Genomic DNA, 15,385 nt, shown 5'->3' with positions numbered 1-15,385 from the left:
CTTAGTAAGAGGAGGGGTCTAGATGGGAAAACCGACTGGATTTATGGAATACAAACGAGAAAAGACGGAAGAGCAGCCAACTCTAGAACGCGTTTCTAACTGGAAGGAATATGCGTCTAGATTATCGGATGAATCATTACAAACACAAGGAGCACGCTGTATGGACTGCGGTACACCTTTCTGTCATATGGGGATAGAAATTCGTGGGACAGCGGCCGGGTGCCCAATTAACAACGTTATTCCTGAATGGAATGATTTAGTATATAAGGGACAATGGAAGGAAGCCTTAGATCGTCTGCATATGACAAATAACTTCCCGGAATTTACAGGGCGCGTCTGTCCGGCCCCGTGTGAAGGCTCTTGTACATTAGCGATTACAGATCCTGCTGTAGCAATCAAATCAATTGAACGTACGATCATCGATAAAGGATTTGAAAACGGCTGGGTTGTTCCACGCATCCCGCGTCATAGAACAGGGCAAAAGGTCGCTGTCGTTGGATCGGGTCCTGCAGGATTGGCTGCAGCTGATGAATTAAATCAGCTCGGACATAAAGTGACAGTATTTGAGCGTGCAGATCGTCCAGGCGGGCTATTAATGTACGGCATTCCTAATATGAAGCTTGAAAAAGAAGTGATCGAACGCCGTGTGAACCTGCTTGCATTAGAAGGGATTGAATTTAAATGCGGGGTTAACGTAGGGACTGATATCTCTACAGAGGAGCTTCGTTCTCAATATGATGCGGTTATCCTATGCCTAGGGGCGCAAAAACAGCGCCTGCTTCATATGGATGGCTCTGACGCTGAAGGGATTCACCTTGCGATGGACTACTTAACAGATGTGACAAAGAGTCTTCTCGATTCAAATTTTGAGGACGGTAAAGCATTAAATGTGGAAGGCAAAGATGTCATTGTCATCGGCGGTGGTGATACAGGAGCTGACTGCGTAGCAACAGCTATTCGGCAAAACTGTAAATCCGTCTATCAATTTGGCAAACATCCAGCCTTGCCGATTAATCGCACGCAGGATAATCCTTGGCCAAAAGATCCGAATGTCTTTACATTGGATTATGCCTATGCTGAAGTAAATGATGTGAAAGGGTACGATCCTCGTGAATACTGCATCCAAACACAAAAAATTGTGAAGGATGCGAACGGGCATGTAAAAGAACTTCATACGATCCAAATGGAGAAAATTCTAGGGGATGACGGCTTCCATTATTTTAAGGAACTTCCGGGAACAGAACGTGTCTGGCCAGCTCAGCATGTCTTTGTTGCAATTGGGTTTGAAGGTGTGGAGAAGTCGCTGCCTGAGCAGTTCGGGGTAGAAGTCGTGAATAACCGAATCCGTGCTTCCGTAAAAGACTTTGAGACGAATATTCCGGGTGTTTTTGCAGCAGGAGATGCACGCCGAGGTCAAAGTCTTGTCGTATGGGCTATTAAGGAAGGGCGCAGTGTAGCAGCAAGCGCACATTATTATTTGCAGGAATCACAAGTATTGGCTTAAATAAAAGAAGAACCCAGCGGTATAAGATTTTCTATACCGCCGGGTTCTTTTAACTTTATAGAAAAAGCCAGCTGTTACGCTACAATTATAGAGAGAAAAACTCGGCTGACTATAAAAAGGATTGTTCTTTAGGATGAAGAACTTTTTCCACTTTGAGCTGGACAGGTAAGATAATGGAAAAAGTGCTTCCTTTGCCTTTTTCACTGAAGGCTGTAATTTCTCCTTGATGTGCTGCTATAATTTCCTTGGCAATCGATAGGCCCAGTCCCATGCCACTGCCTGTATCTGTCCGCGCTTCATCGGCTTTATAAAGCCTGTTGAAGGCCATAGTTATCTCCTCTTTGTTCATCCCAATACCGGAATCTGAAATATGGAAAATGATTTTATTTACATTACGCTGCAGTTCAGTATTTATCTGGATTGTTCCTCCTTCAGGTGTAAATTTCATCGCATTTTGAAGAAGATTTTGGATTACTTGGTTCATCCGGAAAACGTCAATCGTTATATATGCTTGTTCAGAAGATGGCAGGGCAGGAAATGAATCGACGATAAATGATAAATTATTTATTGTAAAGTCATGGATAAACTGCTGTTTAATGCTTTTTAAGTAAAGCGCTGCATTTTCTTCTACAAAGTGATATGTTATTTGGTTCTCCTCCAGTTTAGCCAGCTCAAATAAATCATCCGTGAGCTTTTTCATAAATAGAAGCTTATTCATTACAAGATTTAAATATTTTTCCTTGTTCTCCTGAATCAGCCCATTTTTCAGCATCTCTACAAAACCGAGAGCGGTCTGCATTGGGGTTCCAAGGTCATGAGAAATGTTGGACAAAAGCTTACGGCGGGATATTTCTACCTTTTTCAGTTTCTGGTTGGATGCAGCCAGTTCCTCATTAAGCTCATAAAGAGCCCGTGTTCTTTCGCTAACAATATGCTCCAGGTTACCATTTAAATGAATAAGTTCATCAGAAACAACTTCTAGACGTTTATAAGCATCTGCCATTTGATTGGCCATTGTAATGATTTGAACAAGGAAAAATAAAAATACGCCAAAATAGTACAGCAACGTGGCAGAAGAGCCGCCTATATAATAGAACCAGTCATTCATAATTACTAATACTACAATAAGAGAGCCGATAAAATTCGCCCATGCCCACTGCCGCTTGCGATAAATAGCAAGCGGATAAACATAAAAAATATGATAAGAAATCGCAAGAAACACATAAGTAAACTGAAAATAAATTGTATAGGTAAATATATCAGGCGGTGTAGCTAATAGAAAGAAAGAATAGCCCATCCCCAGATAAACTAAAACTTTTGTAATAACAGGCTGCTTCTCATTCGGGAATATATGAGAAATATAGTAAATGAGCAGTAATATACATATGCTGATCGATAAGTATTCCAATTTGTAAACCGTAAAAAACAGATGATCCGGGATATAATAGCGCAGGATATACCCATCTGTAACGGCGAGGCGAATGCTGAACATTAGGCACATACCGCTAAAGTAAAATGCCATAATGTCAGTGCGGCGGAAAAAATAGGTGAAAAAGTAAAACGTACTCATTATAAGCAAGCTGCCGAGAATAATCAGCTCTGATGTAACAGCATGAGCGTTTTCTTTCATGATTACGTCTGAATGGCCGATAACAAAAGAATCCCATATTCCATTACGCCGCTGGTGAAAATTAGAGACTTGAACAACAAGCTCTAGAGTAGCACTTGACGGAGTGATCGTAATCATTTGAGACATTGTCCATGGTTTTTCCGAGAGAGCGCTTGTCCCAACGATGCCGGACTCAGCACGAGGCTGGCCATTTACCCATACTTTATAAGCTGAGTTGCTGGCAGGGATTTGGAGTGCCAATGGCTGATCAATTGCTTGCTCATTTAAATGAATGAGTAAGCGATAGGTAGCAAATCCTTCATTTGGGTAACTGCCAGTGCCTTCAGAGAGTCTCGACCATTCCGAAGGGACCTTCACGTAAGCCGGCTCTTCCAAGTGATTGGGGATTTGCTCAGGTGTCAGCAGAGCATTCCAATAAAAGGACCAATTCCCCTCCAGTGATATGCTATCTGCTGAAGGAGAGGGGATCCACTCTTTTAAATCCACTTCTCCCTTTTCTGCTGGAGAGGCGGCTTGAGTATAACTTGAGGAAGGCCAGAGCATTAAAAAGAAAAAAAGGAATAAAAGGCATATCGAATTATGCTTCACCATGTCCATTAAACATAAAACCGCCGCCCCGAATTGTTAAAATATATTGCGGGTTCGAGACATCCTTTTCTATTTTTTTTCTGATATTGCTAATGTGGACATTAACTGTCCGTGTATCACCCATGCTATCATTTCCCCACACGCCGCTATACAGCTCTGAAGAACTCCAGATTTTATTAGGATGCTGAGCTAAAAATAAAAGCAGCCGATACTCCTTCGAAGACAAAGGTATTTCCTCATTCTCAATGAAAACCTTTTGTGTATTCTCCTCGATCTTCAATTCATCGAAGGTAAGAACTGGCGTAGTGAAAGGAGTAAAGGCAGCCTGCAGAATTGCCTGATGGTAAATGGGCGCACGGCGAAGGTTAGAACGAATTCTTGCCAGTAGTTCCTCCATAATAAATGGTTTTGTTATATAATCATCTCCTCCAGCCTCCAGCCCCTCTATGATATCGAAAGAACCTTTTTTGCAACTGATGAAAATGATCGGCACATTCGAAATTTTCCGTATTTCTTTACATGTCTGGATCCCGTCAATACCCGGTATCATTATATCTAGTAAAACAAGATTCGGATTCTCTTTTTCAAATAGAAGGAGACCTTCATATCCGTTTTGGGCAAAAAAAGGAGTAAAGCCGTGACTTGTTAAAAACAGCTCAAGTAATTCGCATATGGATAAATCATCTTCTATGATTAATATTTTATTTTGCATTTCTTACCCTGCCCTCTGTGAATATTTAGTTTTATATATAAACCGAAATTTGGAAATGTTACACGTTTATTATACTTAAAATTAACATCAATGTAAGAGCTGGTTTAAAAGAAATCACTTAAAATTCTCTATTTTTTTGATAATAATAAGAGCTGTATTTAGCAGGAGAAAATAAAGGGAAGTGATGGGAGGTTTAACTTGTAATGAAGAGAGAAATAATGAGGGAAGTTTGAAAGAGGCAAGGACTGTACTTATCATAGAGAATCACTATATTATATAGGAATGCAAACTGATATTGATTCTCATTTATTGCTTTCTTATTGAAAAAACAAAAATGAAAGATGATTTCCCTATTATTATATGAAATCTCATTATGATATCGTTTTCAAAGAAAATTTAAAGGGTATTTAATTAAAATCATTCTAAACTATTTGCAACTCGATTCTATTTCAGTTAAGATGGTTTATGATGAAAATAAGTAATGGAATATCCATTCAATTGAACATATGGAGGGTAACTTATGGCAACTTTAGAAATCAAAAATCTTCACGTTGAAATTGACGGCAAAGAGATTTTAAAAGGTGTAAACCTAACTATTAACACAAACGAAGTACATGCGATCATGGGTCCAAACGGTACTGGTAAATCTACATTAGCATCTGCAATCATGGGTCACCCTAAATACGAAGTAACACAAGGTGAAGTATTACTTGATGGCGAGAACGTATTAGAAATGGAAGTAGATGAGCGTGCGCAAGCTGGTCTATTCCTAGCGATGCAATATCCTTCAGAAATCTCTGGTGTTACAAATGCAGACTTCCTGCGTTCTGCAATCAATGCACGCCGTGAAGAAGGTGATGAAATTTCCTTAATGAAATTCATCCGTGAATTAGATAAAACAATGGACTTTTTAGAAATGCCGGAAGAAATGGGTCAACGTTACTTAAACGAAGGCTTCTCTGGCGGTGAGAAAAAGCGTAACGAAATTCTTCAATTAATGATGATCAAGCCTACTTTCGCTATTCTTGACGAAATCGATTCAGGTCTAGATATCGATGCATTGAAAATCGTTTCAAAAGGTATCAATGAAATGCGCGGCGAAGGCTTCGGCTGCTTGATGATCACGCACTATCAACGTCTATTAAACTACATCACACCAGATCACGTACACGTTATGATGCAAGGCCGTGTCGTAAAATCAGGCGGTTCTGAATTAGCTCAACGCTTAGAAGCTGAAGGCTATGAGTGGATTAAAAAAGAATTAGGTATTGAAGACGAAACAGTTGGTCAAGAAGCATAATTAAGGAGGACGAAAGAGATGACGGTTGAAACTAAATTGGCGTTATCAGCACAAGAAGTACGTTCGTTCTCGCAAAACAACAACGAACCGGCAGCATTTGCTGATTTCCGCGTTGCAGCTCTTGAAAAGGCAGCTGAACTAGCGCTACCAAAACCAGATAAAACGAACATTACAAAATGGAACTTTACAGAATTCCCTGTTCACACGGTGGACTCAGCAAAGTTCGCATCTTTAGAAGAGCTTCCTGAAGAAGTGAAGGCAATAATCGACATTGAAGGTCAGGAAAATCTTTATATCCAACGCAATAACACACCGGCTTTCATTAAAGTATCAGAAGAGCTGACATCAAAAGGTGTGATTTTCACGGACATTGAAACAGCAATCCGTGACCATGCTGAATTAGTAGAGAAATACTTCATGACAACTGCTGTCAAAGTGGATGAGCACAAGCTGGCTGCTTACCATGCAGCATTAGTCAACGGCGGGGTATTCGTTTATGTACCGCGCAACGTAATTATTGATGAGCCGCTTCAAGTTGTGTTCCTAAACGACAACGAAGAAGCTTCATTATTCAATCACGTTTTAGTGGTAGCTGAAGAATCTTCGGCTGTTACATACGTAGAAACGTATGTTTCGACTGTAGAAGAAGCGAAAGGTCAAGCAAACATTATCGCGGAAGTAATTGTAAAAGATAATGCACAAGTTACTTTTGGTGCTGTAGATGTATTGGCAAAGGGTTATACTACGTATGTTAACCGCCGTGCACATCTAACACGCGATGCAAAAATTGACTGGGCTCTTGGCCTAATGAACGATTCAGATACAATTGCTGAAAACATTACACACCTAGTAGGTGACGGTTCTGCTGCTGATACAAAAACAGTGGTAGTTGGCCGCGGCACGCAAAAGCAAAACTTCACTACAGAAGTTCGCCACTGGGGTAAAAACTCTGATGGGCAGATCCTGACTCATGGTGTAATGAAAGAAGCAGCACAATCTATTTTCAATGGTATTGGTAAAATCGAACATGGTGCAACAAAGGCAAACGCTGAGCAAGAATCACGCGTATTGATGCTTTCTGAAAAAGCACGTGGCGATGCTAACCCAATCCTTTTAATTGATGAAGACGATGTAACAGCAGGACACGCAGCATCTGTTGGACGTGTTGACCCGACTCAACTGTACTATTTGATGAGCCGCGGAATTTCGAAAGCAGAAGCAGAGCGCCTTGTAATTCACGGATTCCTTGCGCCAGTTGTTACTAACTTGCCGATTGAGGGCGTTAAAAAGCAGCTGACGGAGGTTATCGAAAGGAAAGTGCGATAATGAATCAAGAAATTAAACGCTATTTTCCAATTTTGAATCAAGAAGTAAACGGGCATCCACTTGTTTACCTTGATAGTGCAGCAACGTCTCAAAAACCAATTCAAGTAATCGAAGCGATGAGAAAGTACTATGAACTTGACAATTCAAACGTCCACCGAGGTGTTCATACATTAGGAAACCGTGCTACGGACCTGTATGAAGGGTCACGTGAAAAAGTGCGCAAATTCATCAATGCAAATTCGACGAAAGAAGTCATTTTTACTCGTGGTACAACGACTTCTCTAAACACGGTTGCTGGAGGGTATGCTCGTCAAACGCTCCAGGAAGGTGATGAGATTGTGATTTCCTATATGGAGCATCATTCAAACATTATCCCTTGGCAGCAGGTTGCAAAAGAAAAAGGCGCTGTGTTAAAGTACTTGGATTTAGAGGCAGACGGTACGATTTCACTTGATACGGTTCGTAAGACAATTACGCCGAAAACAAAAATCGTATCTGTTATGATGGTTTCAAATGTCCTTGGTACAATAAATCCAATAAAAGAGATTGCTAAAATTGCCCATGAAAATGGAGCGATCATGGTCGTTGATGGGGCACAGGCTGTTCCCCATATGAAAGTTGATGTTCAGGACATCGATTGCGACTTTTTAGCCTTCTCAGGCCATAAAATGTGTGGTCCTACAGGTATCGGGGTATTATATGGAAAACAAGCAATCCTTGAAAACATGGAGCCGGTTGAATTTGGCGGAGAAATGATTGACTTTGTAGGCCTTCATGACTCGACATGGAAAGAGCTTCCGTGGAAATTTGAAGGAGGTACACCAATCATTGCGAGTGCAATTGGACTTGGTGCAGCCATCGATTTCCTAGAAGAAATCGGCCTTGAGAAAATTGAAGCATATGAGCATAAGCTAGCAGCATATGCGATGGATCAAATGGAAACAATTGATGGCCTGTCAATTTATGGACCGCGTGATGCGAACAAGCGCTGTGGCTTGGTAACATTCAATCTTGATGATGTACATCCACATGATGTAGCAACAGTATTAGATATGAATGGTATCGCTGTACGTGCTGGGCATCACTGTGCCCAACCGCTGATGAAATGGCTTCAAGTAACAGCAACAGCTCGTGCAAGCTTCTATATGTACAATGATGAAGCAGATGTTGATGCACTTGTTGCAGGATTGCGTTCGGCGAAGGAGTATTTTAACGATGTCTTTTAACAATAACCTTGACCAGCTGTATCGCTCAGTTATTATGGATCACTATAAAAACCCGCGTAACAAAGGGTCTTTGGAAGATGAAAGTGTTACAATTGATATGAACAACCCAACTTGCGGTGACCGTATACATTTGACACTAAAAGTAGAAGACGGGATTGTACGGGACGCAAAATTCGATGGCGAAGGCTGCTCCATTTCCATGTCTTCCGCCTCTATGATGACACAGATTATCAAGGGCAGAAAGAAAGAAGAAGCACTTGAACTGGCGGAAATTTTCTCGAAAATGATGCTAGGTGAAGAGTTTGACGTAGATAAATATGATTTGGGAGATGTAGAGGCACTACAAGGTGTCGCGAAATTCCCAGCACGTATTAAGTGTGCAACGCTTGCTTGGAAAGCAATGGAACAAGGCGTTAAAAAGGGTAACGAGTAGTTATCACGATAGTAACAAACTGTCAGGCTAAAGCGCTGGTTTGCCCGGGAAGTGAGATGGGCAGCTGTGTGATCGAAGATAGCTGCATCTCAGACTCGCATTTAGCGCAGGTGATCGAGCGCTTTAGCAACTTTTCTATAAACGAACGGAGGAGACAACATGGCGAAAAAGATGCCTGATATCGGCGATTACAAATATGGCTTCCATGATAAGGACGTATCAATTTTCCGTTCAAAACGTGGATTGACTGAAGAAATCGTTCGAGAAATTTCAAAAATGAAAGAAGAGCCGGAGTGGATGTTAGAATACCGCTTGAACGCTCTAGAAATCTTCTATTCAAAACCAATGCCACAATGGGGCGGCGACCTTTCTGCATTAAACTTCGACGAAATTACGTACTACGTAAAACCGTCTGAAGCTACACAAAAATCATGGGATGAAGTACCTGAAGAAATCAAACGTACATTTGATAAATTAGGTATCCCAGAAGCAGAACAAAAATACTTGGCAGGTGTATCTGCTCAGTACGAATCTGAAGTAGTTTACCACAACATGAAACAAGACCTTGAAGATATGGGGATTGTATTTAAAGATACAGACTCAGCGCTTCGTGAAAACGAAGACATCTTCAAACAATACTGGGGTACAGTTATTCCAGCAGCAGACAACAAATTTTCTGCCCTTAACTCCGCAGTATGGTCAGGTGGTTCATTTATCTATGTACCACCAGGTGTGAAAGTAGAAACACCATTACAAGCTTACTTCCGTATCAACTCTGAAAACATGGGTCAATTCGAGCGTACATTGATCATCGTTGATGAGGGTGCACACGTACACTACGTAGAAGGATGTACAGCTCCTGTTTATACAACAAATTCATTACACTCAGCAGTAGTAGAAATCATCGTTAAGAAGGATGCTTACTGCCGTTATACAACGATCCAAAACTGGGCGAATAACGTTTACAACCTAGTAACAAAACGTACAGTTGTTGAAGCAAATGGTACGATGGAATGGATCGATGGAAACATCGGTTCAAAATTAACGATGAAATATCCAGCTTGTATCCTTAAAGGTGAAGGCGCTCGTGGTATGACATTATCTATCGCATTAGCTGGCCGCGGTCAGCACCAAGATGCTGGTGCGAAAATGATTCACTTAGCACCAAACACATCTTCAACAATCGTATCAAAATCGATTTCAAAACAAGGCGGTAAAGTAACATACCGTGGTATCGTTCGCTTCGGTCCTCGTGCTACTGGTGCACGTGCTAACATCGAGTGTGATACATTAATCATGGATAACGAGTCTACTTCAGACACAATTCCATACAACGAAATCTTAAATGACAATGTATCTTTAGAGCACGAAGCAAAAGTTTCAAAAGTATCTGAAGAGCAATTGTTCTACCTGATGTCTCGTGGTATTTCAGAAGAAGAAGCGACAGAAATGATCGTAATGGGCTTCATCGAGCCATTTACAAAAGAGCTTCCAATGGAATACGCAGTAGAGATGAACCGTCTGATCAAGTTCGAGATGGAAGGTTCTATCGGATAATCAAAAAAATCGAGTGCTCATTGCACTCGTTTTTTTTTGAATTTTGTTATTTAATATATCTCTTATGCTTTATCTAGAAATAATAGGAACCCACAATTCATGTTTTGGCTTATGCTTTGGTCCGTAATAGCATTCGATACAAGGTAAATTAGCTAACTCGTATCCTGAGGTTGGAACCCACTCTGTATATAATCTCTTCCATGCCTCTACAATATTCGGGAAAACCACCCATGTATTTGGAGGAATCGTGAGAATCTCCATATCGCTTGGCGGCTCGTTATCATATCTTACTCCCATAAAATAAGCAAACTCATCATCTGTGATGGATGCTTCCTTCCCGCAAATCCCTAGAAGCCCTTCAAGTGAACATTTTGGGTTTTCCCATGACATATCGATCAGCTCCTGCATAAAGCCATCTTTCTTGGCGCTGTTCCACAATGTAGGAATTGTCTTAAAAGCTCTAGCTGTTTTGACAGGCTTGCTTCTTCCAATGATTCGCAGCTCAAAATCAATGTTTTCTATTCTGTAATCCATTTCTGTGTCTCCTTTTATGGAAATTTGAAAAGAGATTTTAGGAAAGGCTTTTAATTCTACTCCATGTTTTCTGGCGGAAGAAGGAGTTAGACCGTGTGTCTTTTTGAAAGCACGTGTAAATGAATCTACAGATTCATATCCATATTTTGCTGCGATATCTATTATCAGCACATTGCTTTTTTGAATTTCAAATGCCGCAAGAGTTAGGCGTCTTCTTCTTATATATTCAGAAAGCGATATACCAGCAAGAGAAGAGAACATACGAGAGAAATGATACTCCGATGTATGAGCAATCTTGGCAATATCCTTATAGCTTATATCTCCGTCGATATTTCGTTCAATATAATCCAGTACGTTGTTCATTCGTTCCAGCCATTCCATAAAATTTATCTCCCTCAAGAAAATAATAAATAAGTGAAAGCCATTTTTCCCGACATCTACTGCCTAAAAAAGTCGTATGTCCCACTTTAGAATCGTCATCCCACCTATCTATGCAGATTAGTTATATATTAGAAAAAAATCATATAAATGTATATATTGAGTTATAATAGAAGGCTGGTCGAATTCATCCTCTATAAGAAGTATTTGTAAAGGTATTTTAAGTAATGGTTATTGATTTTGGAAAAATAAGGAGGTAATTCAGAGGGAAAAGTAAGACATAATATATGTTATTTCTAATAAGGAGAGGGGGGCTATTAGGAAATGTCCCCGCTTACTCTTCCTATAAGAATATAGGAAGAGCAAAACGAAGTACTTTAACTGAATGATTAGCTTTCATTCTGAAATACAGCGACAGCGGAAAAACATTTGGTTTGGGAAACTGTAAATAGCCTGCTAATAGCAAACTTTAATGGTTAGTATGATTTTTACCTAGTGCAGCGAGCATTATATCAGGCACATCCGTGAAAATAGCATCCACACCAGCCGTTTGCAGCTGTCTTGCAATCGTCTCATCGTTTACCGTAAAAGTACGGACGATGACGCCATTGCTGATAGCTTCTTGTATAATTTCACGAAAAGTATGGTAGTAAGGAATATGCAGGGCATCACCAGGCAGGGATTTTACATACGATTCAAGCTGAACAATAAGAGAGCCAAATAGCACGCCAGTTTGAATCGTAGGCTGCAATTGATGAAATCGCTGGATACTTTCATGATTAAAGGAAGACACAATGATACGTTCCTGCAAACCAACAGCATTAATTTCCTCGGAAATGAGGTTTTCTATTCCTTCGTATTCAAAAATATCGGACTTGATCTCAATATTCAGGAGATGTTCTGTCTCCTTGAAAATAGCAAAGACTTCTCCAAGTGTAGGAATTATTTCATCCGCAAATTGTTCTCCAAACCAACGCCCGTAATCATATTGCCGCAGCTCGTCTAGTGTCATATCCTTTACAAAACCAGAACCATTTGACGTACGATCAATTGTTTCGTCATGAATAACTACCAGCTGCCGATCTGCTGTCAGATGGACATCAAACTCTACGCCAAATACGTCCAGCTCCGCTGCCTTATGGAAAGCGAGCGGTGTATTTTCCGGAAACTTCCCACTAAATCCCCTATGTGCAAATAGCTTCATTTTTGTTTGTCCCTACTTTCCTTTGAAAAATAGTAAAACTTCTTCGTTATTTAGAATATAGTGATTCAAAGACCGACACAACCAATTTACAGAAAATTCATACGGAGTTAACGGTTCCTTGATATCAGCCTTTTATAATGTCCTTATAAGGAGCGTTAGCCCGTCGAGAAGGGGGAGAAGAAGGTGCATGGAAAGAGTTAAGCTAGAAAATGTAAAAAAATCTTATGATAAACAGACGGAAGTGCTCCGTGACATCAATGTAGAAGTAGAGCCGGGAGAGTTTTTTGTCCTAGTAGGTCCATCTGGATGCGGAAAGAGTACAATGCTTCGGGTCATTGCTGGTCTGGAGGAAATTACAGCAGGAAACTTGATTTTCGGAGAAGAGGTCGTCAATGACATTCATCCGAGCAAGCGCGGAATTACGATGGTGTTTCAAAATTATGCTTTGTATCCACATATGACAGTAGCGGAAAACATCGGCTTTGGTCTCCAAGTGAAGAAGCTTGGAAAACAAGTTCGCAAGGAGAAGATAGAAGAAGTAGCGGGCATGCTTGGCTTAAGTGATTATCTAAGCAGGAAGCCGCGTCAGCTGTCGGGAGGGCAGCGCCAGCGTGTTGCCCTGGCAAGAGCCATTGTAAATGAGCAGCCAATTTGTTTGATGGATGAGCCTCTTTCGAACCTTGATGCGAAACTGCGTGCCCATATGCGATCTGAGCTTCGGCGTTTGCAGAAAAAGCTGGGCTTTACAATGATTTATGTTACCCATGACCAGGTAGAGGCAATGACCATGGGAGACAGGATGATGATTTTGGATAAAGGAGTTGCCCAGCAAATCGGCAGCCCGATGGATATTTACAATTTTCCGGAAAATACCTTTGTGGCTACATTTATTGGCTCACCCCCGATGAATCTGAAAAAAGCAAATGTACAAGCAGCCGCACATACCATTCAGCTCAGTTCCATGATTACCATTCCCATTGAAGCGCGGCTTTCAGAGAAACTGCCGGAAAGTGTCATTTTGGGAGTGCGACCGGAGCACCTGACACGGCCAGCAGAGGGAGGCCGGGTTTACAAGGCGCCAGTTGTCAATGTCGCACTTTTAGGGAACGAAACGTTAATTTCTCTCGATTTGGACGGAGAAGAATGGATTTGTAAATGGGGAGGGCAATGGCATTATAAAATCGGCCAATCACTTGAATTTTCTATTAACGAAGAGGAAATTTGCTTGTTTGATCCGGAGACAGAAAAAATCATCCAAAAAGGGATGAAAGGGTAAGGGGTGGAGTAGATGAAGCTGTGGAAACGGTCTGTAAACGTGAGAGTAGGGCTGCTTTACCTCCTTCCCTCCATTATCCTCTTTGGCATGTTTGTGTTCTATCCGATGGCAAAAACAATTTATTTAAGCTTCTTTTTAACGAATCAAAATGGCCTGCCTGTCTATTTTAATGGCATAGAAAACTATACGTATATTTTTTCATCGGATGAATTCCGCAATAGTATGAAGGCGACCTTGTTATTTGTCATCTATACCGTACCGGTGAGCGTATTGATCGCGCTTGTCATGGCCATTTTGGCAAATGAGAAGTTAAAAGGAATCGGCTTTTACCGAACAATTTTTTCTTCGACGATGGGTATTTCTGTTGCAGCATCAGCGGTTGTATGGCTGTTCCTATTTCATCCATCGGTTGGGGCATTTAATAATATTTTAAAAGCGATCAATCTGCCGGCAGTTCAGTGGCTGCTGGATCCTGAATGGGCCTTGCTTTCGGTTTCTCTAACGACCATCTGGATGAATATCGGTTTTAACTTTCTCGTCATTCTGGGAGGATTGCAAAATATTGATGAAAGCCTTTATGAAAGTGCAACGATAGACGGGGCAGGCTATTTTACAAAACTGCGCCGAATCACCATTCCGCTTTTATCTCCTACATTATTTTTCATCATTACCATTTCGTTAATTAATGCATTCCAGAGCTTTGGCCAAATCGATATTTTGACAAAAGGAGGGCCCATCCAGTCGACCAACTTAGTTGTGTATTCGATTTACAAGGAGGCATTTGTTAATTATCAGTTTGGTACAGCTAGTGCACAGGCCATTGTGTTGTTCGCTGTCGTACTCATTGTTACCATACTGCAATTTAAGTTTGGAGAAAGGAAGGTTCATTACCAATGAAGATGCCACTTTCTCAAAAAGTATTATTCTATATTCTGCTGACTATTTTCGCAGTACTCGTATTTTTTCCTGTCGCCTATGCCTTTTTAATTTCATTTATGACCCCGCAGGAAGTGCTTATGGGCAATATTTTGCCGCGCAGCTTCTCCTTTGGGAACTATGAGCAGGCTTTCGAGCGTTTGCCGCTGCTGAGATATTTATTGAACAGTTTTGTTGTTTCTACCATTGTCATGGCCGGACAGGTGCTAGTATGTGCTATGGCTGCCTATGTCTTTGTGTTCCTGCCGTTCCGGGGCAGCAACCTTATTTTCTTCCTGTTTATTTCAACAATGATGATTCCATGGGAGGCAACGATGATTCCGAACTTCCTGCTCGTTCAGGGGTTTGGCTGGACCAATACGTATATGGCATTAACGCTGCCTTTCTTCGCATCGGCATTCGGTACGTTCCTATTGCGCCAGCATTTCTTAACGATTCCGTATGAGCTATATGAAGCGGCCCAAATTGGGGGCGTAGGGAAGCTTAAGTTTTTCTGGAAGGTCGTATTACCGATGTCTAAGACGAGTGTTATTACACTAGGTGCCTACAGTTTTTTAACGACATGGAATATGTATTTGTGGCCGCTCCTAACGACAACGAATGATACGGTAAGAACCGTACAAATCGGGATTCGCCAATTACAGTCAAATGAAAGTGCCACTGACTGGGGAGTAGTAATGGCAGGGGTCATGATTATTATTTTGCCTACTTTAATCCTGCTGTTTTTAGGTCAAAAGCAATTGCAAAAAGGATTAACGCAGGGAGCAATCAAATAAATAAA

13 protein-coding genes are annotated in these 15,385 nt (G+C 41.0%); 9 read left to right on the top strand and 4 right to left on the bottom strand.

What is annotated here, in order from left to right; genetic code table 11:
- Positions 1 to 22: 22 nt before the first annotated feature.
- Positions 23 to 1,504 carry a glutamate synthase subunit beta gene (locus tag AA0Y26_RS17195; protein ID WP_413363267.1) on the top strand — a complete coding sequence of 494 codons (1,482 nt, stop codon included), beginning with the start codon at positions 23 to 25 and terminating at the stop codon, positions 1,502 to 1,504.
- Between the two features lie 109 nt (positions 1,505 to 1,613).
- On the opposite strand, the gene AA0Y26_RS17190 is transcribed toward AA0Y26_RS17195, so the two are convergent.
- A complete protein-coding gene (locus tag AA0Y26_RS17190) occupies positions 1,614 to 3,620 on the bottom strand; it encodes an ATP-binding protein (protein WP_413363266.1) in 2,007 nt (668 codons plus the stop codon).
- 91 nt (positions 3,621 to 3,711) lie between these two features.
- Entirely contained in the window at positions 3,712 to 4,434 is a 723-nt protein-coding gene (locus AA0Y26_RS17185) for a response regulator transcription factor (protein WP_413363265.1), read from the bottom strand.
- Between the two features lie 520 nt (positions 4,435 to 4,954).
- Between AA0Y26_RS17185 and sufC the strand changes: the two genes are divergently transcribed.
- The 5 genes from sufC to sufB all read left to right on the top strand — a co-directional run bounded on the left by sufC (position 4,955) and on the right by sufB (position 10,276).
- On the top strand, positions 4,955 to 5,734 hold the full coding sequence (sufC, locus tag AA0Y26_RS17180; protein WP_413363264.1) for a Fe-S cluster assembly ATPase SufC: 780 nt from the start codon (positions 4,955 to 4,957) through the stop codon (positions 5,732 to 5,734).
- An 18-nt stretch (positions 5,735 to 5,752) separates the two neighbouring features.
- Entirely contained in the window at positions 5,753 to 7,060 is a 1,308-nt protein-coding gene (gene sufD / locus AA0Y26_RS17175; protein WP_413363263.1) for a Fe-S cluster assembly protein SufD, read from the top strand.
- Complete coding sequence (locus AA0Y26_RS17170; RefSeq protein WP_413368276.1) at positions 7,057 to 8,286, top strand: cysteine desulfurase; 1,230 nt, start codon at positions 7,057 to 7,059, stop codon at positions 8,284 to 8,286. The genes sufD and AA0Y26_RS17170 overlap by 4 nt, the downstream gene beginning before the upstream one ends.
- Positions 8,276 to 8,719, top strand: a complete 444-nt coding sequence (gene sufU / locus AA0Y26_RS17165; protein WP_413363262.1) for a Fe-S cluster assembly sulfur transfer protein SufU — start codon at positions 8,276 to 8,278, stop codon at positions 8,717 to 8,719. Before AA0Y26_RS17170 ends, sufU begins: the two co-directional genes overlap by 11 nt.
- A 159-nt stretch (positions 8,720 to 8,878) precedes the next feature.
- Positions 8,879 to 10,276, top strand: coding sequence for a Fe-S cluster assembly protein SufB (gene sufB, locus AA0Y26_RS17160; protein WP_413363261.1), 1,398 nt, complete (start codon positions 8,879 to 8,881; stop codon positions 10,274 to 10,276).
- A gap of 69 nt (positions 10,277 to 10,345) precedes the next feature.
- Here sufB and AA0Y26_RS17155 read toward each other — a convergent pair whose 3' ends face one another.
- Positions 10,346 to 11,191, bottom strand: coding sequence for an AraC family transcriptional regulator (locus AA0Y26_RS17155; protein WP_413363260.1), 846 nt, complete (start codon positions 11,189 to 11,191; stop codon positions 10,346 to 10,348).
- 466 nt (positions 11,192 to 11,657) lie between these two features.
- A complete protein-coding gene (locus AA0Y26_RS17150) occupies positions 11,658 to 12,392 on the bottom strand; it encodes a glycerophosphodiester phosphodiesterase (protein WP_413363259.1) in 735 nt (244 codons plus the stop codon).
- A 187-nt stretch (positions 12,393 to 12,579) separates the two neighbouring features.
- Between AA0Y26_RS17150 and AA0Y26_RS17145 the strand changes: the two genes are divergently transcribed.
- The 3 genes from AA0Y26_RS17145 to AA0Y26_RS17135 are packed head-to-tail and all read left to right on the top strand — an operon-like array spanning position 12,580 to position 15,380.
- A complete protein-coding gene (locus AA0Y26_RS17145) occupies positions 12,580 to 13,668 on the top strand; it encodes an ABC transporter ATP-binding protein (RefSeq protein WP_413363258.1) in 1,089 nt (362 codons plus the stop codon).
- A 12-nt stretch (positions 13,669 to 13,680) separates the two neighbouring features.
- The gene (locus tag AA0Y26_RS17140; protein WP_413363257.1) at positions 13,681 to 14,565 is read left to right on the top strand and encodes a carbohydrate ABC transporter permease; all 885 of its coding nucleotides are present in this window, start codon (positions 13,681 to 13,683) and stop codon (positions 14,563 to 14,565) included.
- Positions 14,566 to 14,567: 2 nt separating this feature from the next.
- The gene (locus AA0Y26_RS17135) at positions 14,568 to 15,380 is read left to right on the top strand and encodes a carbohydrate ABC transporter permease (protein WP_413368274.1); all 813 of its coding nucleotides are present in this window, start codon (positions 14,568 to 14,570) and stop codon (positions 15,378 to 15,380) included.
- Positions 15,381 to 15,385: the final 5 nt, after the last annotated feature.

Source organism: Lysinibacillus canaveralius (assembly GCF_047301505.1).
Taxonomy (GTDB): Bacteria; Bacillota; Bacilli; order Bacillales_A; family Planococcaceae; genus Lysinibacillus_B.
Note: the sequence above shows the minus strand (reverse complement) of the source record. Positions and strands in the feature narration are given on the sequence as shown.

What these genes read in the sequence shown, in the direction of transcription:
- AA0Y26_RS17195 (WP_413363267.1), top strand. Translation starts at nt 23, where the DNA reads ATGGGAAAACCGACTGGATTTATGGAATACAAACGAGAAAAGACGGAA.
- AA0Y26_RS17145 (WP_413363258.1), top strand. Translation starts at nt 12,580, where the DNA reads ATGGAAAGAGTTAAGCTAGAAAATGTAAAAAAATCTTATGATAAACAG.
- AA0Y26_RS17155 (WP_413363260.1), bottom strand. Translation starts at nt 11,191, where the DNA reads ATGGAATGGCTGGAACGAATGAACAACGTACTGGATTATATTGAACGA.
- AA0Y26_RS17140 (WP_413363257.1), top strand. Translation starts at nt 13,681, where the DNA reads ATGAAGCTGTGGAAACGGTCTGTAAACGTGAGAGTAGGGCTGCTTTAC.
- AA0Y26_RS17185 (WP_413363265.1), bottom strand. Translation starts at nt 4,434, where the DNA reads ATGCAAAATAAAATATTAATCATAGAAGATGATTTATCCATATGCGAA.
- sufU (WP_413363262.1), top strand. Translation starts at nt 8,276, where the DNA reads ATGTCTTTTAACAATAACCTTGACCAGCTGTATCGCTCAGTTATTATG.
- sufB (WP_413363261.1), top strand. Translation starts at nt 8,879, where the DNA reads ATGGCGAAAAAGATGCCTGATATCGGCGATTACAAATATGGCTTCCAT.
- AA0Y26_RS17135 (WP_413368274.1), top strand. Translation starts at nt 14,568, where the DNA reads ATGCCACTTTCTCAAAAAGTATTATTCTATATTCTGCTGACTATTTTC.
- sufD (WP_413363263.1), top strand. Translation starts at nt 5,753, where the DNA reads ATGACGGTTGAAACTAAATTGGCGTTATCAGCACAAGAAGTACGTTCG.
- sufC (WP_413363264.1), top strand. Translation starts at nt 4,955, where the DNA reads ATGGCAACTTTAGAAATCAAAAATCTTCACGTTGAAATTGACGGCAAA.
- AA0Y26_RS17150 (WP_413363259.1), bottom strand. Translation starts at nt 12,392, where the DNA reads ATGAAGCTATTTGCACATAGGGGATTTAGTGGGAAGTTTCCGGAAAAT.